The sequence below is a fragment of the Paenibacillus sp. FSL K6-1318 genome (assembly GCF_037976905.1).
GTDB lineage: Bacteria > Bacillota > Bacilli > Paenibacillales > Paenibacillaceae > Paenibacillus > Paenibacillus amylolyticus_A.
Window position 1 is genome coordinate 5866095 of the sequence record NZ_CP150270.1, and the last position, 19846, is coordinate 5885940.

At 45.3% G+C, this 19846-nt stretch carries 28 protein-coding genes; all 28 read right to left on the bottom strand.

Annotated elements, in window-relative coordinates; genetic code table 11:
- Nucleotides 1-10: 10 nt before the first annotated feature.
- Nucleotides 11-1309, bottom strand: coding sequence for a preprotein translocase subunit SecY (gene secY / locus NYE45_RS26270; RefSeq protein ID WP_047841120.1), 1299 nt, complete (start codon nt 1307-1309; stop codon nt 11-13).
- Nucleotides 1309-1749, bottom strand: coding sequence for a 50S ribosomal protein L15 (gene rplO, locus NYE45_RS26275; protein ID WP_017692093.1), 441 nt, complete (start codon nt 1747-1749; stop codon nt 1309-1311). Before rplO ends, secY begins: the two co-directional genes overlap by 1 nt.
- 43 nt (nt 1750-1792) lie before the next feature.
- Nucleotides 1793-1978: a 50S ribosomal protein L30 gene (gene rpmD, locus NYE45_RS26280; protein ID WP_017692092.1), complete on the bottom strand. Its 186-nt coding sequence runs from the start codon at nt 1976-1978 to the stop codon at nt 1793-1795.
- A gap of 13 nt (nt 1979-1991) precedes the next feature.
- Entirely contained in the window at nt 1992-2489 is a 498-nt protein-coding gene (gene rpsE / locus NYE45_RS26285; protein WP_017692091.1) for a 30S ribosomal protein S5, read from the bottom strand.
- Between the two features lie 27 nt (nt 2490-2516).
- Nucleotides 2517-2885 carry a 50S ribosomal protein L18 gene (rplR, locus tag NYE45_RS26290; RefSeq protein ID WP_017692090.1) on the bottom strand — a complete coding sequence of 123 codons (369 nt, stop codon included), beginning with the start codon at nt 2883-2885 and terminating at the stop codon, nt 2517-2519.
- 117 nt (nt 2886-3002) lie between these two features.
- Nucleotides 3003-3545 carry a 50S ribosomal protein L6 gene (gene rplF / locus NYE45_RS26295; protein ID WP_017692089.1) on the bottom strand — a complete coding sequence of 181 codons (543 nt, stop codon included), beginning with the start codon at nt 3543-3545 and terminating at the stop codon, nt 3003-3005.
- Nucleotides 3546-3575: 30 nt separating this feature from the next.
- A complete protein-coding gene (gene rpsH / locus NYE45_RS26300; RefSeq protein WP_017692088.1) occupies nt 3576-3974 on the bottom strand; it encodes a 30S ribosomal protein S8 in 399 nt (132 codons plus the stop codon).
- Nucleotides 3975-4006: 32 nt separating this feature from the next.
- The gene (locus NYE45_RS26305; protein WP_013312154.1) at nt 4007-4192 is read right to left on the bottom strand and encodes a type Z 30S ribosomal protein S14; all 186 of its coding nucleotides are present in this window, start codon (nt 4190-4192) and stop codon (nt 4007-4009) included.
- A gap of 73 nt (nt 4193-4265) precedes the next feature.
- The gene (gene rplE / locus NYE45_RS26310) at nt 4266-4808 is read right to left on the bottom strand and encodes a 50S ribosomal protein L5 (protein WP_062836185.1); all 543 of its coding nucleotides are present in this window, start codon (nt 4806-4808) and stop codon (nt 4266-4268) included.
- A gap of 32 nt (nt 4809-4840) precedes the next feature.
- Nucleotides 4841-5194, bottom strand: coding sequence for a 50S ribosomal protein L24 (rplX, locus tag NYE45_RS26315; protein WP_017692086.1), 354 nt, complete (start codon nt 5192-5194; stop codon nt 4841-4843).
- 39 nt (nt 5195-5233) lie between these two features.
- Nucleotides 5234-5602, bottom strand: a complete 369-nt coding sequence (gene rplN / locus NYE45_RS26320) for a 50S ribosomal protein L14 (protein ID WP_017692085.1) — start codon at nt 5600-5602, stop codon at nt 5234-5236.
- Nucleotides 5603-5636: 34 nt separating this feature from the next.
- Nucleotides 5637-5903, bottom strand: coding sequence for a 30S ribosomal protein S17 (gene rpsQ / locus NYE45_RS26325; RefSeq protein WP_017692084.1), 267 nt, complete (start codon nt 5901-5903; stop codon nt 5637-5639).
- A gap of 48 nt (nt 5904-5951) precedes the next feature.
- Complete coding sequence (gene rpmC, locus NYE45_RS26330) at nt 5952-6149, bottom strand: 50S ribosomal protein L29 (protein ID WP_017692083.1); 198 nt, start codon at nt 6147-6149, stop codon at nt 5952-5954.
- Nucleotides 6139-6573, bottom strand: a complete 435-nt coding sequence (gene rplP, locus NYE45_RS26335; RefSeq protein ID WP_017692082.1) for a 50S ribosomal protein L16 — start codon at nt 6571-6573, stop codon at nt 6139-6141. The genes rpmC and rplP overlap by 11 nt, the downstream gene beginning before the upstream one ends.
- Before the next feature lie 2 nt (nt 6574-6575).
- Nucleotides 6576-7241, bottom strand: coding sequence for a 30S ribosomal protein S3 (rpsC, locus tag NYE45_RS26340; protein ID WP_076334122.1), 666 nt, complete (start codon nt 7239-7241; stop codon nt 6576-6578).
- Between the two features lie 15 nt (nt 7242-7256).
- On the bottom strand, nt 7257-7589 hold the full coding sequence (gene rplV / locus NYE45_RS26345; RefSeq protein ID WP_024633583.1) for a 50S ribosomal protein L22: 333 nt from the start codon (nt 7587-7589) through the stop codon (nt 7257-7259).
- Nucleotides 7590-7624: 35 nt separating this feature from the next.
- Entirely contained in the window at nt 7625-7903 is a 279-nt protein-coding gene (gene rpsS, locus NYE45_RS26350; protein WP_062836183.1) for a 30S ribosomal protein S19, read from the bottom strand.
- 71 nt (nt 7904-7974) lie between these two features.
- Nucleotides 7975-8805, bottom strand: a complete 831-nt coding sequence (rplB, locus tag NYE45_RS26355; protein WP_340014571.1) for a 50S ribosomal protein L2 — start codon at nt 8803-8805, stop codon at nt 7975-7977.
- A gap of 30 nt (nt 8806-8835) precedes the next feature.
- Nucleotides 8836-9126, bottom strand: coding sequence for a 50S ribosomal protein L23 (gene rplW / locus NYE45_RS26360; protein WP_017692077.1), 291 nt, complete (start codon nt 9124-9126; stop codon nt 8836-8838).
- Nucleotides 9126-9749: a 50S ribosomal protein L4 gene (gene rplD, locus NYE45_RS26365; protein ID WP_017692076.1), complete on the bottom strand. Its 624-nt coding sequence runs from the start codon at nt 9747-9749 to the stop codon at nt 9126-9128. The genes rplW and rplD overlap by 1 nt, the downstream gene beginning before the upstream one ends.
- A gap of 25 nt (nt 9750-9774) precedes the next feature.
- Nucleotides 9775-10398, bottom strand: a complete 624-nt coding sequence (rplC, locus tag NYE45_RS26370) for a 50S ribosomal protein L3 (RefSeq protein WP_024633587.1) — start codon at nt 10396-10398, stop codon at nt 9775-9777.
- A gap of 46 nt (nt 10399-10444) precedes the next feature.
- Nucleotides 10445-10753, bottom strand: coding sequence for a 30S ribosomal protein S10 (rpsJ, locus tag NYE45_RS26375; protein WP_017692074.1), 309 nt, complete (start codon nt 10751-10753; stop codon nt 10445-10447).
- Between the two features lie 437 nt (nt 10754-11190).
- Nucleotides 11191-12381, bottom strand: coding sequence for an elongation factor Tu (gene tuf, locus NYE45_RS26380; protein ID WP_062836181.1), 1191 nt, complete (start codon nt 12379-12381; stop codon nt 11191-11193).
- Between the two features lie 95 nt (nt 12382-12476).
- Nucleotides 12477-14555 (bottom strand): elongation factor G, encoded by a 2079-nt coding sequence (gene fusA / locus NYE45_RS26385; RefSeq protein WP_062836180.1) that lies wholly within the window; start codon nt 14553-14555, stop codon nt 12477-12479.
- Between the two features lie 49 nt (nt 14556-14604).
- On the bottom strand, nt 14605-15075 hold the full coding sequence (gene rpsG / locus NYE45_RS26390; protein WP_018753997.1) for a 30S ribosomal protein S7: 471 nt from the start codon (nt 15073-15075) through the stop codon (nt 14605-14607).
- A gap of 87 nt (nt 15076-15162) precedes the next feature.
- Complete coding sequence (rpsL, locus tag NYE45_RS26395) at nt 15163-15585, bottom strand: 30S ribosomal protein S12 (RefSeq protein WP_017692070.1); 423 nt, start codon at nt 15583-15585, stop codon at nt 15163-15165.
- A gap of 154 nt (nt 15586-15739) precedes the next feature.
- Nucleotides 15740-15988 (bottom strand): ribosomal L7Ae/L30e/S12e/Gadd45 family protein, encoded by a 249-nt coding sequence (locus NYE45_RS26400; protein ID WP_340014572.1) that lies wholly within the window; start codon nt 15986-15988, stop codon nt 15740-15742.
- Nucleotides 15989-16193: 205 nt separating this feature from the next.
- Nucleotides 16194-19808 carry a DNA-directed RNA polymerase subunit beta' gene (gene rpoC, locus NYE45_RS26405; RefSeq protein WP_062836179.1) on the bottom strand — a complete coding sequence of 1205 codons (3615 nt, stop codon included), beginning with the start codon at nt 19806-19808 and terminating at the stop codon, nt 16194-16196.
- Nucleotides 19809-19846: the final 38 nt, after the last annotated feature.

The following is a 19846-nucleotide window of genomic DNA, read 5'->3' on the forward strand; positions in this document are numbered from 1 at the left end:
TACCTATTGCCTATTTATTGATAAAACCTTTGTAGTGGCGTTTGATCAATTGGCTTTCGATTTGCTTCATCGTATCCAGCGCAACACCGATAACGATCAGGAGGGATGTTCCTCCAATTTGCGCAGATTGAGGCAAACCAGAAAGTGCCCCTAAGAATACAGGCAGAACGGAAATGACTGCCAAGAAGATGGCTCCGGCCATTGTCAAACGAGTCATGACACGGGTCAGATATTTCTCGGTTGCTTTACCCGGGCGAATGCCTGGGATGTAACCGCCGTTCTTTTTCATATTATCAGCCATCTGCTGTGGATTCATCTGTACGAAAGTATAGAAGAATGTGAAACCGAAGATCATCACGACATACAGCAACATACCGAGAGGTTTGTGTGTAGTCAAGTTCTGTCCGATCCACTGTGCCCATAGGCGATCTGCCCAGAAGTTGGCGATGATCGTTGGGAACATCAACAGCGATGATGCGAAGATGACAGGGATAACACCTGCTGCATTAATTTTCAGCGGGATATGTGTATTCTGTCCACCGTACATTTTGTTACCTACGACACGTTTAGCGTACTGTACCGGAATTTTCCGAATCGCCTGCTGAATGTAAATGACCCCTATGATGATCAGCACAATAACAATTGCGATGATTACACCTTTAAGAATATTCATAAACAGTTGGTCAGGTTGAATGAAGTCGGATTCGATGGTTTGTTTGATAATATTAGGCACCGTTGATAGGATACCCGCAAAGATCAAGATCGAAATCCCGTTTCCTATGCCCTTCTCGGTGATTTGCTCACCAAGCCACATCAGGAATGAAGTACCGGCCGTAAGTACAATCGCGATCAAGATATAATCTGCAAATGTAGCGTTAGGCACCATCTCTGTATTGTACAAGCGGTTGAATCCGATCGACGTACCAAACGCTTGAATCAATGCCAGCCCGATGGTTAAGTAACGGGTCAACTGTGCAGATTTCTTCTTACCTTGTTCACCTTGCTTTGCCCACTCCGCTAATTTAGGAATAACGTCCATGGAAAGCAACTGTACTATGATAGACGCAGTGATGTAAGGCACGATCCCGAGCGCAAATATCGAGAACTGGAAGAGCGCTCCACCCGAGAACGTATTTAGAAGTCCAAAAACTTCTTTACCCGCAGAATTTGTCGCTTCGAACACATCTTTGTTAACTCCCGGTACGGGAACAAAGGAGCCGATGCGGTAAATGATCAGTACAAAAAGGGTAAATAATACCCTTTTGCGCAGATCTTCAACCCGCCAGATATTCTTTAGGGTCTTGAACATTAAATCACCTCAGTTGTACCGCCGGCAGCTTCAATTTTCTCAATAGCAGATTGAGAAAACTTGTTAGCTTTAACAGTCAGCTTCACAGTGACATCACCGTTACCCAGGATTTTGATTCCGGATTTAGCGTTTTTAACTACGCCATTCGTCATCAAGAATTCTGGAGTTACTTCAGTACCCGCAGCAAAACTGTTCAGGTCTTCAGTATTCACAACTGCATATTCTTTGCGAGTTGGGTTTACAAAACCACGTTTTGGCAAGCGACGATACAATGGATTTTGTCCACCTTCGAAGCCTGGACGAACTCCACCGCCAGAACGGGAATTTTGTCCTTTGTGACCGCGACCTGATGTTTTACCTGTACCACTACTTGGACCGCGACCAAGACGTTTACGTTCTTTGCGGGATCCAGGAGATGGTGAAAGCTCATGTAACTTCATCGTTCGTTGCACCTCCTTAAAGATTTGTGGGATTATCCCGTTTTTAAGCTTCTACTTCTTTAACAGCAACCAAGTGGCTTACTTTGTTAATCATACCACGGATGGCAGGATTATCGTTTTGTACCACTTTGCTATTGATTTTGCGCAAACCCAATGTTTTCACAGTTGTTCTTTGCGTCTCCGGACGTCCGATCAAGCTGCGGACGAGGGTAATTTCTAATTTAGCCATGAGAATTCCCTCCTTAACCCAGAAGCTCTTCGACGGATTTTCCGCGCAGTTTAGCCACGTCTTCAGCACGCTTCAAACGGGACAAACCTTCCAAAGTCGCATTGACCATGTTCATGGAATTCGAAGAACCCAGAGATTTTGTCAAAATGTCACCTACACCAGCAAGTTCGAGAACCGCACGTACAGGACCACCAGCGATAACACCAGTACCTTCAGATGCTGGTTTCAACAGCACGCGTCCTGCGCCGAACTTACCTGTTACCAAGTGAGGAATCGATGTTCCTACGAGTGGAACGTGTACAAGGTTTTTCTTAGCGTCTTCAATACCTTTGCGAATTGCATCAGGTACTTCGCCCGCTTTACCGATACCAGCTCCAACCCAGCCGTTGCCGTCGCCGACTACAACCAGTGCGCTAAAGCTGAAACGGCGTCCGCCTTTTACTACTTTAGCTACGCGATTAATATTTACAACTCTTTCAGTCAGTTCCAAAGTATTCGGATCTACACGCAAGTCGTTAACCTCCTTTTGAAAAATATCTTAAAACTCAAGTCCTGCTTCACGAGCCGCTTCAGCCAAAGCTGCGATACGACCATGGTACAGATAACCGCTACGGTCAAATACGATGTTGGAAACACCTTTGTCTTTCGCACGTTTAGCAACGAGTTCGCCAACTTTACGAGCTGATTCAACAGATGCACCATTTTTGATGTCAGTGCTCAATTCTTTGTCTACGGTAGACGCGGAAGCGATTGTTACACCAGCAACATCATCGATGATTTGAGCATACATATGTTTACCAGAACGGAATACGTTCAAACGAGGACGTGCTGCCGTTCCTTGGATTTTCTTACGAACACGAAGGTGTCTTTTCAGACGAGCCTTATTTTTATCTGGTTTCGTAATCATCTCAAAGATTCACTCCTTTCAGGTTACCTCGCTGGCTTCAAAGCAGAAGCCACGGGGTATATTAGAAACACACGAAGCAAGCAAGCCGAAAGCCGCGCAAAGGCGGTAAGAGAAATCTTATTTCTTCTTACCGGCTTTACCTTCCTTACGGATGATACGCTCGCCTTCATATTTGATACCTTTACCTTTGTACGGCTCAGGTTCACGAACGGAACGGATTTTAGCAGCGTATGCACCTACACGCTCTTTATCGATTCCGCGAACGATGATTTTCGTATTCGAAGGTACTTCGAATTCGATTCCCGCTTCCGGTGTAATTTCAACCGGGTGAGAGTAGCCAACGTTCAGAACGATTTTATCTCCGGATTTGCTTGCACGATATCCGACCCCAACCAATTCCAGAGATTTTGCGAATCCTTCAGTAACGCCGCTCACCATATTGTTTACAACGCTACGCGTTGTGCCGTGCAAAGAACGGTGAGTTTTGTTATCGGAAGGACGCACAACTGTGATTTCGTTATTTTCAACTGTAACCTTCATGTCTTTATGAAGCTCACGAGTCAAAGTTCCTTTTGGTCCTTTTACCGTAATAACGGTGTTGTCCAGGGTGATGTCTACACCACTTGGTACTGTGATTGGTTTGCGACCAATACGAGACATATGTTGCACCTCCTATCTTGTGACGTTATATTACCAAACGTAGCAAACGACTTCTCCGCCGGATTTCGATTGACGAGCTTCTTTGTCCGTCATGATACCTTTAGATGTCGAGATGATCGCGATTCCCAGGCCACCAAGTACACGAGGTACTTCGTTGCTTTTCGTGTAAACACGAAGACCAGGTTTACTGATTCTTTTCAGACCAGTGATAACGCGCTCGTTATTTTGACCGTATTTCAGGAAAACACGGATAATCCCTTGTTTGTTATCATCGATAACTTCAGCGTCACGGATGAAACCTTCACGCTTCAGGATATCGGCGATTTGTTTTTTCATTGTCGAAGCAGGCATTTCTACCGTTTCGTGACGAACAGTGTTCGCGTTACGAATACGAGTAAGCATATCTGCAATTGGATCAGACATAGTCATTGTGAGTTAACCTCCTTCCCGTTCAGGACTTTTTACCAGCTTGCTTTTTTCACGCCAGGAATCTGGCCTTTATAAGCTAATTCACGGAAGCAAATTCTGCAAATTTTGAACTTTTGCAGGACCGAATGTGGACGTCCGCAACGCTCACAGCGTGTATATGCACGTACTTTGAACTTTGGTGTACGTTGTTGTTTAACTTTCATCGAAGTTTTTGCCACTTAGCCTGACACCTCCTAAATAATTTCGGAGAAAAGGGAGTCTTTCCAGACACCCGGAAACGTTATGCCAACATTACTTAACGAAAGGCATTCCCATTTGCGTGAGCAATTCGCGGGACTCTTCGTCTGTTTTCGCCGTTGTTACGATGACAATATCCATACCGCGGACTTTATCAACTTTATCATACTCGATCTCTGGGAAGATCAATTGCTCTTTCAGACCCAGTGTGTAGTTACCACGTCCGTCGAAAGCTTTGCTCGATACACCACGGAAGTCGCGGACACGAGGAAGCGTTACGTTGAACAGTTTATCGAGGAAGAAGTACATACGCTCGCCGCGCAATGTTACTTTAACACCGATAGGCATATTCTCACGCAGTTTGAATCCTGCGATAGATTTTTTAGCACGAGTGATTACAGGTTTTTGACCTGCGATCAGTTGCAAATCGCTTACTGCGGAATCCAACACTTTGGAGTTTTGGACAGCGTCGCCCACACCCATGTTGATAACGATTTTCTCGATTTTCGGCACTTGCATTACCGTTGTATAGTTAAACTTCTGCATCAAAGCAGGAGCGATTTCTTGCAGGTAACGTTCTTTCATTCTTGATGCCATGAATCATAGCCCTCCTTTCTCATTCGGTTCAATTAGTCGATAATTTCTCCGGAACGTTTAGCAACGCGCACTTTCTTTCCGTTATCCAAAACTTTGTAACCTACACGGGTTACTTTTCCGCTCTTCGGATCGATGTGCATTACGTTGGAAACGTGAATCGGAGCTTCCTTCTCGATAATGCCGCCTTGCGGATTTTGCTGGTTAGGCTTCTGGTGTTTTTTCACCATGTTAACACCTTCCACAAGGACGCGGTTCTCACGAGGATAAGCAGCGATGACACGGCCTTTTTTACCTTTGTCTTTACCGCTGATCACCATAACCGTATCTTCCTTTTTAACGTGAAGTTTGTTGTTATGGGATTCCAGAACTTTTTTCACTCTTGGCATTTCGTACACCTCCTGTTTCTAACATCACGAGATTAAGCTTTAGATAACTTCTGGAGCCAAGGAAACGATTTTCATGAAGTCTTTATCGCGAAGTTCGCGAGCAACTGGTCCGAAAATACGTGTTCCACGTGGGCTTCTGTCGTCTTTTACAACTACCGCTGCATTTTCATCAAAACCGATGTAGGAACCGTCTTTACGACGTACAGAACGTTTCGTACGAACGACAACCGCTCTAACTACATCACCTTTTTTGACAACGCCGCCTGGTGTTGCTTGTTTTACAGAACAAACGATCAGATCACCGATTTGAGCTGTACGACGTCCCGTACCGCCGAGTACGCGGATACACATCAGTTCCTTCGCACCGGAGTTGTCAGCCACAGTCAAACGTGTAAATGGTTGAATCATTTAGTATTCCTCCTTTCAGCAGTGCTGCTGAGCATTAGATGATAACCGCTTTTTCTACGATTTCAGTAAGTCTCCAGCGTTTATCTTTCGAAAGCGGACGAGTCTCCATGATTTTCACCGTGTCACCGATTTTCGCAGTGTTTTCTTCGTCATGTGCTTTGAATTTTTTAGTAACCTTAATGCGTTTATGGTACAAGTTGTGTTTTTTGTAAGTTTCTACAGCAACAACAATTGTTTTGTCCATTTTATCGCTGACCACTTTACCAGTTTGCACTTTACGTGCGTTACGTTCTTCGCTCATTGTTGGCCTCCTTCCTGATTACGGACGGATTGTACATCCTATCCCTAATTAACCGATTCCCAATTCTCTCTCACGGATAATGGTTTTAGCACGAGCTATTTCTTTCCGCACATCACGAATGCGAGTCGGGTTATCCAGCTGACCGGTAGCTAATTGAAAGCGGAGGTTAAAGAGTTCTTCTTTAAATCCGGCAATCTTTTGCTCGATTTCAGCAGAGGTTAGGTTGCGAAATTCACTAGCTTTCATTTGCTTCACCACCCAATTCTTCACGTTTCACGAACTTCGTTTTGATTGGCAGTTTGTGAGCGGCAAGACGCATTGCTTCGCGTGCAATCTCCTCCGGTACACCAGCAAGTTCAAACATGATCTTACCTGGTTTCACTACTGCAACCCATTTTTCTACGTTACCTTTACCGCTACCCATCCGAACCTCGAGAGGCTTTTGAGTGATTGGTTTGTCTGGGAAGATTTTGATCCAAACTTTACCACCACGTTTGATGTAACGAGTCATCGCAATACGAGCCGCTTCGATCTGACGGTTCGTAATCCAAGCCGGTTCCGTAGCTTGCAGACCGTATTCGCCAAAGTTCAGAGTCGTTCCGCCTTTAGCTTGGCCCTTCATATGTCCACGTTGTTGCTTACGGTGTTTTACACGTTTTGGTACCAACATGATTAGTTGCCTCCTTCCTTAGCAGCTTGTTTCTTAGCCGTAGGAAGAACCTCTCCACGATAGATCCATACTTTTACGCCGATACGTCCGTAAGTAGTATGAGCCTCTGCTGTACCATAGTCAATGTCAGCACGCAGTGTGTGCAGTGGAACAGTTCCTTCGCTGTAGCCTTCAGAACGTGCGATCTCAGCACCGCCAAGACGTCCGCCTACTTGAGTTTTGATACCTTTAGCACCAGAGCGCATAGTTCTTTGAATTGCTTGTTTCAGAGCACGACGGAAAGAAACGCGACGTTCCAATTGTTGTGCAATGCTTTCAGCTACAAGAACAGCGTCCAGGTCTTGGTTCTTAATTTCAGAAATGTTGATGTGTACTTTTTTACCGCCAGCAATTTTCGTAATTTGGTTACGAAGATTTTCAACTTCCGAACCACCCTTACCAATAACCATACCTGGTTTAGCAGTGTGAATCGTTACGTTTACGCGGTTAGCCGCTCTCTCAATTTCTACACGAGATAAAGCGGAGTCTTTCAATTTATTTTTCAGGAATTCACGAATTTTCACGTCTTCCATCAAAAGATCACCGAAGTCTTTGCCTGCATACCACTTAGATTCCCAGTCACGGATAATTCCGACACGGAGTCCGACTGGATTTACCTTTTGGCCCACACATTTCCCCTCCTTCTACTTCTCAGATACCACCAAAGTGATGTGGCTAGTACGTTTGTTAATACGACTTGCACGTCCCATTGCACGAGGGCGGAAACGTTTCATTGTCGGTCCTTGGTTCACGTAAGCTTGCGAGATAACCAAGTTATTAACATCTAAAGAATAGTTATGTTCCGCATTCGCAATAGCGGAGTTAAGCAACTTCTCAACGATAGGAGAAGCGGATTTCGGAGTGTGACGGAGAATGGCAACCGCCTCACCTACTTGCTTGCCGCGAATCAAGTCAACAACGAGTTGAACTTTACGAGGAGCAATCCGGATAAACTTAGCATGTGCTTTTGCTTCCATTGTGTAACCTCCTCTCAAACATTAAAGATGTTCATTTATCTTCTTGTTTTCTTATCATCATCAGTATGGCCTTTGTACGTACGGGTTGGAGCGAACTCACCCAGTTTGTGTCCAACCATGTCCTCAGTTACATACACTGGCACGTGTTTACGACCATCGTAAACGCCAAATGTGTGTCCGATGAATTGTGGGAAAATTGTAGAACGACGGGACCAGGTTTTGATTACGTTCTTCTTACCTGAAGCTTCCATCTCTTCTACCTTTTTGAGCATGTAGCCATCAATGAATGGCCCTTTTTTCAAACTGCGACCCATGTGGAGATCCTCCCTTCAAACGTAGCTATTATGCATCCGCAGATGCCTCACGAAGTTATGCACAGTGTGTATTACTTCGTGCGGCGGCGAATGATGTATTTATCAGAAGCTTTATTTTTCTTACGCGTTTTGTAACCAAGAGTAGGTTTACCCCATGGTGACATTGGCGATTTACGTCCGATTGGAGCACGACCTTCACCACCACCGTGTGGGTGATCGTTAGGGTTCATTACTACACCACGAACCTCAGGACGTTTACCCAACCAACGGCTACGACCGGCTTTACCGATTTTGATGAGCTCGTGGTCTTGGTTACCAACAGATCCGATTGTCGCGCGGCAAACTTTCAAAATACGACGAACTTCTCCGGAAGAGAGACGAACGGAAACGTATTTTTCTTCTTTACCAAGCAATTGAGCTTCTGTACCAGCAGCACGAACCAATTGTCCGCCTTTACCTGGTTTCAACTCGATGTTGTGGATAACGGTACCTACTGGAATGTTTTCAAGTGGCAGTGCGTTACCGATTTTGATGTCTGATTCAGGTCCGGAGAATACTTGATCTCCAACTTTCAAACCTTTAGGAGCGATGATATAACGTTTCTCACCATCAGCGTAGTGAATCAGAGCGATGTTAGATGTACGGTTCGGGTCATACTCAATCGTAGCAACGCGGCCCGGTATTCCATCTTTAGTACGTTTGAAGTCGATGATACGGTATTTACGTTTGTGTCCACCACCATGGTGACGAATTGTAATTTTACCTTGGTTGTTGCGGCCTGCTTGTTTGCTCAACGGGGCCAACAACGATTTCTCCGGCTGATTTGTGGTGATTTCCTCAAATGTAGAAACGGACATGTTCCGTCTTGCCGGGGATGTTGGTTTATACTTTTTGATTGGCACTGGGTTTCCCTCCTTACTTCAAAAATTCAATTATACAGTTTCAAAGAACTCAAGCGTTTTGCTGTCTTTTGTCAGCGTTACAAACGCTTTTTTCCATTCGCTAGTATATCCGGAATAACGTCCGTACCGTTTTGGCTTAGCTGGAACACGAAGCGTGTTCACGTTTTTCACTTTTACGTTGAAAATAGCTTCTACTGCCTTTTTGATCTCGGTTTTGTTTGCACGGATATCGACTTCAAATACATATTTCAAGTCGTTCATCATGTCAGCAGTACGTTCCGTAATAATCGGACGTTTTACAATATCACGAGGATCCTTCATTACGCGAGCACCTCCTCTACCTTCTGAACTGCTTCTTTCGTAATGATCAATTTGTCGTGCGAAAGCACGTCAAGAACATTAATGCCGTCAGCAGCTACGAATTTCACGCCTGGAATATTCCGTGCGGAAAGAGCTACATTATCATCATAGCTAGGAGCTACGATCAAAGCTTTACGTCCCACTTTGAGGTTACTCAAGATGGCTGCGAATTCTTTAGTTTTAGGCGTGCTCAACGTGAGAGCGTCCAAAACGATAATGTCATTGTCAAGCACTTTAGATGAAAGGGCTGATTTGATCGCCAAGCGGCGAACTTTCTTAGGCAGTTTGTACGCATAGCTCCGTGGTGTTGGACCAAATACGATACCGCCGCCTTTCCATTGTGGTGAACGAATTGAACCTTGACGAGCGCGACCTGTACCTTTTTGTTTCCAAGGCTTACGTCCACCGCCACGTACTTCAGAACGTCCTTTTACTTTGTGGGTACCTTGACGAAGGGAAGCGCGTTGCATAAGAACTGCATCGTACAGAACGTGTTGGTTCGGTTCAATTCCGAAAACCGCATCGTTCAATTCAACTTCGCCTACTTGGCTACCATCTACATTGTAAACTGATACTTTTGGCATTTTGTGTTCCTCCTTTCTTCAGTGGTTATTTTTTCACCGTTTCTTTAACTTTAATGAGACTGTTTTTCGGTCCAGGAATGGAACCTTTCACGAGCAACACGTTACGCTCAGCGTCTACTTTAACTACTTCAAGACGTTGGATTGTAACTGTGTCATGTCCCATGTGTCCTGGCAGGCGTTTGCCTTTAGGAACGCGGTTAGCTTGGATCGAACCCATTGAACCAGGGCCACGGTGGTAACGCGAACCGTGTGACATAGGTCCAGTGCTTTGTCCCCAACGTTTGATAACGCCGGCAAAACCTTTACCTTTCGAAATACCCGTTACGTCAACGAATTCGCCTTCAGCGAAAATGTCAGCTTTCAGTTCTTGGCCAACTTCATATTCTGCGATGTTGATACCGCGAACTTCACGAACGTAGCGCTTAGGGGCAGTGTTCGCTTTTTTAGCGTGACCTGCTTCTGGCTTGTTAGCATTTTTCTCTTTCTTATCGGAGTAACCGATTTGAATCGCTTCGTAGCCATCATTCTCAATGTCTTTCTTTTGCAAAACAACACAAGGGCCTGCTTCGATAACCGTTACTGGAACTACGTTACCTTCAGGAGTAAATACTTGAGTCATTCCGAGTTTTTTTCCTAAGATTGCTTTCATGTTGACACCTCTTTTCCTTTATACATGGTCTTTGTTGTAGCTTGTATTACAATTTAATTTCGATATCTACACCGGACGGCAGATCCAAGCGCATCAAGGCATCCACAGTTTGTGGAGTCGGGTTAACGATGTCGATCAAACGCTTATGTGTGCGTTGTTCGAATTGCTCCCGAGAATCCTTGTACTTGTGCACCGCACGAAGAATAGTAATGATTTGTTTTTCAGTAGGAAGCGGAATCGGACCGGATACACCTGCACCCGAACGTTTTGCTGTTTCAACAATTTTCTCCGCGGATTGATCAAGAATTCTGTGGTCGTAAGCTTTCAAACGAATACGAATTTTTTGCTTTGCCATTTTAGTCCCTCCTTCTATCGCCCAATTTTTTATCGGACATACTCCGTGAAAATTTTCTAGCCACTGTCCCATGGCAAAGGGGCCGGGTGTGCCAGTAACCTCTCACATCATCGCAACGTCACAGAACAACATTCATTATTATATAGAAAAGATGGGCGTATTGCAAGCATATTTAAGAAAAACATTTAAACTTATCTTTTCTGACGAAATGACTTCGTTTATTGCAGTGTTTTTCTTCAATATCCAGGCTGCCTTGCCAATCCTTCTAAACTCGTAAATGATGTTCATTTCGTATGACGCAGGTTCCGAAACTTTACACATAATAAAAGAGTTCTTTATCCGATGTCGGATAAAGAACTCTTCCGAAGCTTCGTTACAATACAATGTTACTCGTTCCAGTACACTGTTGCATATGCTTTATTCAGCGTTAAGCCGAATTATTTTTGGATAGATGCTACGGAACCGGCACCTACTGTACGTCCGCCTTCACGAATGGAGAACTTAGTTCCTTCTTCAATCGCGATTGGGGAGATCAGGGAAACAGTAACAGTGATGTTATCACCAGGCATTACCATTTCAGTACCTTCAGGCAAGTTGATGATGCCTGTTACGTCAGTTGTACGGAAGTAGAACTGTGGACGGTAACCAGTGAAGAATGGTTTGTGACGTCCGCCCTCTTCTTTAGTCAGAACGTAGATTTGAGCTGTGAATTCTGTGTGAGGCTTAACAGAACCCGGTTTAGCCAAAACTTGGCCACGCTCGATGTTGTTACGGTCAACACCACGAAGAAGTGCTCCGATGTTGTCACCAGCTTGAGCGGAATCCAGCAATTTGCGGAACATCTCAACGCCTGTTACAACAGATTTTTTAGTTTCTTCAGTGATACCAACGATTTCGATCTCTTCGCCGACTTTAACAGTACCACGCTCTACACGGCCAGTAGCAACAGTACCACGACCAGTGATGGAGAATACGTCCTCGACAGGCATCAAGAAAGGCTTGTCAGTTTGACGCTCAGGCAGTGGGATGTAAGTGTCGATCTCTTTGAACATCTCAACGATTTTTTGAGCCCATTCGCCATCTGGGTTTGCCAGTGCTTCACGAGCGGATCCACGAGTGATTGGAGTATCGTCACCTGGGAACTCATATTCGTTAAGAAGGTCGCGAACTTCCATCTCAACCAATTCCAACAACTCTTCGTCTTCAACCATGTCACATTTGTTCAAGAATACAACAATGTAAGGTACGCCTACTTGACGGGAGAGCAAGATGTGCTCACGAGTTTGTGGCATTGGGCCGTCAGCTGCGGATACTACCAAGATAGCTCCGTCCATTTGTGCCGCGCCAGTGATCATGTTTTTAACATAGTCGGCGTGACCTGGGCAGTCTACGTGAGCGTAGTGACGAGTGTCAGTTTCGTACTCAACGTGTGCTGTGGAGATAGTGATACCGCGCTCGCGCTCTTCTGGAGCTTTGTCGATTTGGTCGAATGCTACAGCAGCACCACCGTAAGTTTTAGACAATACAGTTGTGATTGCAGCAGTCAGAGTTGTTTTACCGTGATCGACGTGACCGATAGTACCGATGTTAACGTGGGGTTTATTACGTTCGTATTTAGCCTTTGCCATTTGAACGTGGCCTCCTTAAAATTATAATTTTATGTTTTCACTGAATGAAGTGCTCCGAAATAAATTCTTATGCACTTGCATCCAGTGTGAGAAAACTACTCGGTGCCTTTTGTTTTAGCAACGATTTCTTCAGCGATGCTCTTAGGAACTTCTTCATAGTGGGAGAGTTCCATGGAGAACACGCCGCGTCCTTGAGTACCGGAACGAAGAGTTGTAGAGTAACCAAACATTTCAGACAAAGGTACCTTAGCACGGATGATTTGAGCTCCACTACGGGAATCCATACCTTCGATGCGGCCACGACGGGAGTTCAACATACCCATTACGTCACCCATGTACTCTTCTGGAACTGTTACTTCTACTTTCATGATTGGCTCAAGCAGAACTGGTTTACACTTGTCTTTAGCCGCTTTAAGCGCCATAGATCCGGCAATTTTAAATGCCATCTCATTGGAATCGACATCATGGTAAGATCCGTCTACAATTGTAGCCTTAACGTCTACAAGCGGGAAGCCTGCAATAACGCCGTTTTTCATTTGCTCTTCAATCCCTGACAGTGCAGGTTGAATGTATTCTCTTGGAACGGAACCACCGACAACCTTACTTTCGAACTGGCTGCCTGTACCCGGCTCGAGAGGTTCGAATTCAACCCATACGTGACCGTATTGACCACGACCACCGGATTGACGTACGAATTTACCTTCAACGCGCGCTGGAGCACGGAATGTTTCACGGTAAGCTACTTGTGGTTTACCCACAGTAGTTTCAACCTTGAATTCACGACGCATACGGTCGATGATGATATCAAGGTGAAGCTCACCCATACCTGCCAAGATTGTTTGACCTGTTTCTTCGTCAGTATGAGCACGAAGAGTTGGATCCTCTTCAGTCAACTTGCCGAGAGCAACACCCATTTTATCTTGGTCAGCTTTGGTTTTAGGTTCAACGGCGATTTCGATAACCGGATCAGGGAAGTTCATTGACTCCAGGATAACCGGATTTTTCTCATCACATAGTGTATCACCTGTACCCGTATCTTTCAAACCTACGGCAGCTGCAATGTCACCGGAGTAAACTTCAGTGATCTCTTGACGGCTGTTCGCGTGCATTTGAAGGATACGACCGATACGCTCACGTTTGTTTTTAGTGGCATTCAATACATAAGAACCGGATTGAAGAACACCGGAGTATACGCGGAAGAATGTCAATTTACCAACGTAAGGGTCAGTCATGATTTTGAATGCCAATGCGGAGAAAGGCTCTTCATCAGAGGACTTACGAACTGCTTCAGTTCCATCTTCAAGATGACCAGTGATTGATGGTACATCTGTTGGAGCTGGCAAGTAGTCGATAACAGCATCCAACATCAGTTGAACACCTTTGTTACGGTATGAGGATCCACAGATAACTGGGAAGATCTTAACATCTACAACACCTTTACGGAGTGCGCCTTTGATCTCTTCAATAGTGATCTCTTCGCCTTCCAGGTATTTCATTGTCAATTCTTCATCCAATTCTGCAACACGCTCAATCAATTCATTACGGAGTTCTTCAACTTGCTCTTTGAATTCCGCAGGAATTTCAGTTTCTTCGATATTTTGACCAAGGTCATCTTTGTACATATGAGCCTTTTGTTCAACGATATCGATAATACCGATGAAATCATTTTCAGCGCCGATTGGAAGTTGAATCGCAACAGCGTTCGCTTGAAGGCGATCACGCATGTCAGATACAACGTTCAGGAAGTCAGCACCGATGATATCCATTTTGTTTACATATGCGATACGAGGTACGCCGTACTTGTCAGCCTGTCTCCATACGGTTTCGGACTGAGGCTCAACGCCTTCTTTCGCACTGAATACACCAACTGCTCCGTCCAATACACGAAGGGAACGTTCAACTTCAACAGTGAAGTCAACGTGTCCCGGGGTATCAATAATATTAACGCGGTGGCCTTTCCAAGCAGCGGTAGTTGCAGCGGAAGTAATCGTAATTCCGCGCTCCTGTTCCTGTTCCATCCAGTCCATTGTCGCAGCGCCTTCGTGTACTTCACCGATTTTGTGCGTACGTCCTGTGTAGAACAAGATCCGCTCAGTTGTCGTGGTTTTACCCGCATCAATATGAGCCATGATCCCGATATTACGTGTATTTTTCAAGGAGAACTCTCTAGCCATGAAATGGGTCTCCCTTCAAAATTGAAGTTTTTTTATTGTGAACTGAATCCTACCAACGGTAGTGAGCAAACGCTTTGTTCGCTTCAGCCATTTTGTGCGTATCTTCACGTTTTTTAACGGAAGCGCCTGTGTTGTTGGAAGCGTCGATGATCTCAGCCGCCAAACGCTCTTCCATTGTTTTCTCACCGCGGTTGCGGGAGTAGTTCACGAGCCAACGTAGTCCCAGAGCAGTACGTCTCTCTGGTTTTACCTCGATTGGTACTTGGTAGTTGGCACCGCCGACACGGCGAGCTTTAACTTCCAGGACTGGCATGATATTCTTGATTGCTGCTTCAAATACTTCCATCGGGTCATTACCCGTACGTTCTTGAATCAACTTGAACGCATTATACAGAATGCTTTGAGCAACACCGCGTTTTCCGTCGAGCATGATGCGATTGATCAAACGAGTAACCAACTTGCTGTTGTATACCGGATCTGGCAACACGTCTCTTTTCGTAACTGGACCTTTGCGTGGCATGGATATCCCCCTTTCTTTCTTGTTCAGCAGATCCTGTACCTTCCAGACCTAAGCCAGAAGGCTCTCAGGTTCTCTGCTTATAATAGTTTAGGCTTTTTTAGCTTTTGGACGTTTAGCACCGTATTTCGAACGAGCTTGCATACGGTTGTTTACGCCTGCAGTATCGAGAGCTCCACGAACGATGTGATAACGAACCCCTGCAAGGTCTTTAACTTTACCTCCGCGGATCAATACCACACTGTGCTCTTGAAGGTTATGTCCGATTCCCGGGATATAAGCAGTTACCTCGAGACGGTTCGTCAAACGAACACGGGCATATTTACGAAGTGCAGAGTTTGGTTTACGTGGAGTCATTGTACCTACACGAGTGCAGACACCACGTTTTTGTGGGGCACTGATGTTAGTAGATTCACGTTTCAAAGCGTTGAATCCTTTTTGCAAAGCTGGTGATTTTGACTTCTCAACTTTTGCTTGACGTCCTTTACGAACCAGTTGGTTAATAGTTGGCATGTGATTGCCACCCCCTTCCTCAAATATTCATGTTTCTTTATAAACCTCTTTTCGCTAAGTCCACAGACCCAGGCGGTTCATAAAAAGACAAATGAAAAGTTTTTGCCTTGGAGAATCCTTAAAAAGTTCTCGGACAAAAACGTTCCTTACACTATCATTTTACGACAGCAGCCATAGCTGCTCCCACTCCAATCCCGCAAGCCTTGCCGAGATTTTTCATTGTATCCACTTTCGTGCATTTCACATTGTGTTGTTCACACAGTGCAATGATTTTGGAAGTGAGCTGCGGTTCACTATCTTCTGCGACATAGACTTCGGAAGCCATACCTGTCTGCACCATCCGCATGGTCTGTTTGGTACCAATTTTGACATGAGCATCTTGCAAGGCTTTTTCATTAGACATTGTGCATTCCTCCGAATAGAACCATGTACAATCAGCTGCCCACGCACCTTTGATATATTAGCATCTAGCGCAAGCAATGTCAATGCTAATCCTAAAACATTTTTTCAAAAGTTTACGCACATCAGGAATCGTCCACCTCCATTATACAAGCGTCCGCCTCCTGACGTACAAAACTTTCATTCCCTCTAAATGAGGAGAAATCTATTTAATCAACCGAAACTGGCTCAAGTTCTTCTACTGAAGATTGGCCATCTTCTGGCTCAGCAAATTTGATGCTGCGGTAACGGTGCATACCTGTACCTGCAGGAATCAATTTACCGATGATTACATTTTCCTTCAGACCGAGCAACTGATCGACTTTACCTTTGATCGCTGCATCTGTCAATACACGTGTAGTTTCTTGGAACGAAGCCGCCGAGAGGAAGGAGTCTGTTTCCAGGGACGCTTTCGTAATACCGAGCAGGATTGGTTTAGCAACCGCTGGCTCTTTATCACTAAGAATCGCAATTTTGTTAGCTCTTTCGTACTCATGCGTATCTACGAACGATCCTGGCAACAGCGTTGTATCCCCTGCATCTACGATGCGGATTTTACGCAGCATTTGGCGGATCATAACTTCAACGTGCTTGTCATTGATTTCTACGCCTTGGTTACGGTATACGCGCTGTACTTCCTGCAAAATGTAGTTTTGTACGCCACGTACGCCTTTAATGCGCAGCATTTCTTTCGGATCGATGGAACCATCTGTCAACTCGTCACCAGCTTCAATTTCCATGCCTTCGCTTACGCGCACACGGGAACCGTAGGTAACGGAGTATACTTTGGATTCCGCTTCACCCTGAATTTCAATTTCACGACGATCTTTCGCTTCGCGAATCTCTTTAACTACACCATCAATCTCACTGATTGTTGCTTGACCCTTAGGATTACGAGCTTCAAACAACTCTTGGATACGCGGCAAACCTTGCGTAATATCGTCTCCGGCTACACCGCCGGTGTGGAACGTACGCATTGTAAGCTGTGTTCCTGGCTCACCAATGGATTGTGCTGCAATGATACCAACTGCTTCACCAATCTCCACGTGTTTACCTGTCGCAAGGTTACGACCGTAACACTTCTTGCAGACACCATGACTTGCACGGCAGCTGAGTACGGAGCGGATTTGCAATTTGGTGATTCCCGCTTTGATGATCGCTTCTGCTTTATCGGAGTCAATCAATTCATTGCGACCTGCAATGATTTCTTTCGTTTCCGGATGACGAACTGTCTCGAAGCAGTATCTGCCTTCAATACGGTCGTAGAGATCTTCGATAACCTCTTTACCATCCTGGATACGACTTACCGTAAAGCCTTTATCTGTACCACAATCATCATCACGCACGATTACGTCTTGGGCTACGTCTACGAGACGACGAGTCAGGTAACCTGAATCGGCTGTACGCAGGGCTGTATCCGCCAAACCTTTACGCGCTCCGTGAGTGGAGATAAAGTACTCGAGTACTGTCAGACCTTCACGGAAGTTCGATTTGATTGGGAGTTCGATAATTCGACCGGATGGGTTGGCCATCAGACCACGCATACCGCCCAATTGGGTGATTTGCGATTTGTTACCCCGTGCTTTGGAGTCTACCATCATCATAATCGAGTTGTATCGATCCATGGACTTCATCAGAATCTCAGTGATGTCATCTTTGGATTTTGACCAGATATCAATGATACGGTCATAGCGCTCTTCATTCGTAATCAGACCACGACGGTACTGATTCGTAACGATTTGTGCTTTTTCCTCAGACTGTCTAAGAATTTCAAACTTCTCAGGCGGAACGATAACATCAGATACCGCAACCGTAATACCGGCACGAGTAGAGTACGTGAATCCAAGTTGTTTGATTTTATCCAAAATAACGGCTGTTTCCGTTGTATGGTAAATTTCAAAACAACGTGCAATGATGGAACCGAGGTATTCTTTGCCGACACCGCCAGCCAGAGGAGCATTCATAATAGCTTCTCTGAGATCAGCACCTTTTTCATATACAAATGAGTGATCTGCAGTACCTTGGTACAGGTTCGCACGAGTCGCGTCATTAATATACGGGAAGCTTGCCGGGAAAATTTCATTAAAGATAATTTTACCGATGGTTGTCAGCAGCATGCCTTCTTGCTGTTCTTCCGTGAAGCTTGTTTTACCAAGCGCCTTAACCGGAATAGCCACACGTGCATGCAGACCAGCAGTACCACGTTGGTATGCCGATACAGCTTCGTTAACTGTACGCAGGATCATACCTGTGCCCTTTTCTTCCTTGTTGTCCATAGTGAGGTAGTAAGAACCAAGCACCATATCCTGGGAAGGAGTAACAACCGGTTTACCGTCTTTCGGGTTCAAAATGTTACCTGATGCAAGCATCAGGATACGTGCTTCCGCTTGAGCTTCAGCGGACAACGGAACGTGCACGGCCATTTGGTCACCGTCAAAGTCGGCATTGTATGCCGTACATACGAGCGGGTGAAGACGAATTGCTTTACCTTCAACGAGAATCGGTTCAAATGCTTGAATACCGAGTCTGTGAAGCGTAGGGGCACGGTTCAACAGAACCGGATGCTCCTTAATTACTTCTTCAAGAACATCCCATACTTCAGGACTTACACGCTCAACTTTACGTTTCGCGCTCTTGATGTTGTGGGCAAGCCCTTTATTTACAAGCTCTTTCATAACGAAAGGCTTGAACAATTCAAGTGCCATATCTTTTGGCAGACCACACTGATACATTTTCAGGTAAGGTCCGACAACGATAACGGAACGACCAGAATAGTCAACCCGTTTACCGAGCAAGTTCTGACGGAAACGTCCTTGTTTACCTTTCAGCATGTGGCTGAGGGATTTCAAAGGACGGTTACCAGGACCCGTTACCGGGCGTCCGCGACGACCATTATCAATCAATGCGTCAACAGCTTCCTGCAACATCCGTTTTTCATTTTGCACGATAATATCTGGCGCGCCCAGATCAAGCAGACGTTTCAGACGGTTGTTCCGGTTGATTACACGGCGATACAGGTCATTCAGGTCAGACGTTGCAAAACGTCCACCATCCAGCTGTACCATCGGACGAAGTTCCGGCGGGATAACAGGAAGTACATCCATGATCATCCACTCAGGCTTGTTGCCGGAGTTGCGGAATGCTTCGATAACTTCCAGACGTTTGATTGCACGATTACGACGTTGTCCTTGTGCAGTGCGGAGCTCTTCCTTCAGGAATTCAAGCTCTTTATCCACATCAAGGTCTTGAAGCAGTTTTTTAACCGCTTCTGCGCCCATGCCAGCCTGGAAACCATATCCGTATTTTTCACGGTAGCTGCGGTATTCTTTCTCGGACAACAGCTGTTTTTTCTCCAGTGGAGTTTCTCCTGGATCAGTTACAACATATGATGCAAAATAAATAATCTCTTCGAGTGATCTTGGAGACATATCCAGCGCAAGACCCATACGGCTCGGAATACCTTTGAAGTACCAGATATGCGATACCGGAGCAGCGAGCTCAATATGGCCCATCCGTTCGCGGCGTACTTTCGCACGTGTTACTTCAACGCCACAACGATCACAGACAACGCCTTTATAACGGACGCGTTTGTATTTACCGCAATGACATTCCCAGTCTTTTGTAGGGCCAAAAATCTTTTCGCAGAACAGCCCTTCTTTTTCCGGTTTCAACGTACGATAGTTGATCGTTTCCGGTTTTTTCACTTCTCCGCGGGACCAAGAACGAATTTTCTCTGGGGAAGCAAGCCCGATCTTCATGTATTCGAAATTGTTGACGTCCAACAAGGAGCAACCCTCCTTAACCAATTCCTGTATTCTAGGTT

What these genes read in the sequence shown, in the direction of transcription:
- secY (WP_047841120.1), bottom strand. Translation starts at nt 1,309, where the DNA reads ATGTTCAAGACCCTAAAGAATATCTGGCGGGTTGAAGATCTGCGCAAA.
- rpsG (WP_018753997.1), bottom strand. Translation starts at nt 15,075, where the DNA reads ATGCCACGCAAAGGTCCAGTTACGAAAAGAGACGTGTTGCCAGATCCG.
- rplD (WP_017692076.1), bottom strand. Translation starts at nt 9,749, where the DNA reads ATGCCAAAAGTATCAGTTTACAATGTAGATGGTAGCCAAGTAGGCGAA.
- rpmC (WP_017692083.1), bottom strand. Translation starts at nt 6,149, where the DNA reads ATGAAAGCTAGTGAATTTCGCAACCTAACCTCTGCTGAAATCGAGCAA.
- rpmD (WP_017692092.1), bottom strand. Translation starts at nt 1,978, where the DNA reads ATGGCTAAATTAGAAATTACCCTCGTCCGCAGCTTGATCGGACGTCCG.
- NYE45_RS26400 (WP_340014572.1), bottom strand. Translation starts at nt 15,988, where the DNA reads ATGTCTAATGAAAAAGCCTTGCAAGATGCTCATGTCAAAATTGGTACC.
- rpsQ (WP_017692084.1), bottom strand. Translation starts at nt 5,903, where the DNA reads ATGAGCGAAGAACGTAACGCACGTAAAGTGCAAACTGGTAAAGTGGTC.
- rpsS (WP_062836183.1), bottom strand. Translation starts at nt 7,903, where the DNA reads ATGGGTCGCAGTTTGAAAAAAGGGCCATTCATTGATGGCTACATGCTC.
- rplP (WP_017692082.1), bottom strand. Translation starts at nt 6,573, where the DNA reads ATGTTGGTACCAAAACGTGTAAAACACCGTAAGCAACAACGTGGACAT.
- rpsJ (WP_017692074.1), bottom strand. Translation starts at nt 10,753, where the DNA reads ATGGCAAAGCAAAAAATTCGTATTCGTTTGAAAGCTTACGACCACAGA.
- rplV (WP_024633583.1), bottom strand. Translation starts at nt 7,589, where the DNA reads ATGGAAGCAAAAGCACATGCTAAGTTTATCCGGATTGCTCCTCGTAAA.
- rplN (WP_017692085.1), bottom strand. Translation starts at nt 5,602, where the DNA reads ATGATTCAACCATTTACACGTTTGACTGTGGCTGACAACTCCGGTGCG.
- rplO (WP_017692093.1), bottom strand. Translation starts at nt 1,749, where the DNA reads ATGAAGTTACATGAGCTTTCACCATCTCCTGGATCCCGCAAAGAACGT.
- rplW (WP_017692077.1), bottom strand. Translation starts at nt 9,126, where the DNA reads ATGAAGGATCCTCGTGATATTGTAAAACGTCCGATTATTACGGAACGT.
- tuf (WP_062836181.1), bottom strand. Translation starts at nt 12,381, where the DNA reads ATGGCAAAGGCTAAATACGAACGTAATAAACCCCACGTTAACATCGGT.
- rplF (WP_017692089.1), bottom strand. Translation starts at nt 3,545, where the DNA reads ATGTCTCGTATTGGTCGCAAACCAATCACAGTACCAAGTGGTGTAGAC.
- rpsH (WP_017692088.1), bottom strand. Translation starts at nt 3,974, where the DNA reads ATGACTATGTCTGATCCAATTGCAGATATGCTTACTCGTATTCGTAAC.
- rplE (WP_062836185.1), bottom strand. Translation starts at nt 4,808, where the DNA reads ATGGCATCAAGAATGAAAGAACGTTACCTGCAAGAAATCGCTCCTGCT.
- fusA (WP_062836180.1), bottom strand. Translation starts at nt 14,555, where the DNA reads ATGGCTAGAGAGTTCTCCTTGAAAAATACACGTAATATCGGGATCATG.
- rpsL (WP_017692070.1), bottom strand. Translation starts at nt 15,585, where the DNA reads ATGCCAACTATTAACCAACTGGTTCGTAAAGGACGTCAAGCAAAAGTT.
- rplX (WP_017692086.1), bottom strand. Translation starts at nt 5,194, where the DNA reads ATGCCAAGAGTGAAAAAAGTTCTGGAATCCCATAACAACAAACTTCAC.
- rplC (WP_024633587.1), bottom strand. Translation starts at nt 10,398, where the DNA reads ATGAAAGCAATCTTAGGAAAAAAACTCGGAATGACTCAAGTATTTACT.
- rplR (WP_017692090.1), bottom strand. Translation starts at nt 2,885, where the DNA reads ATGATTACGAAACCAGATAAAAATAAGGCTCGTCTGAAAAGACACCTT.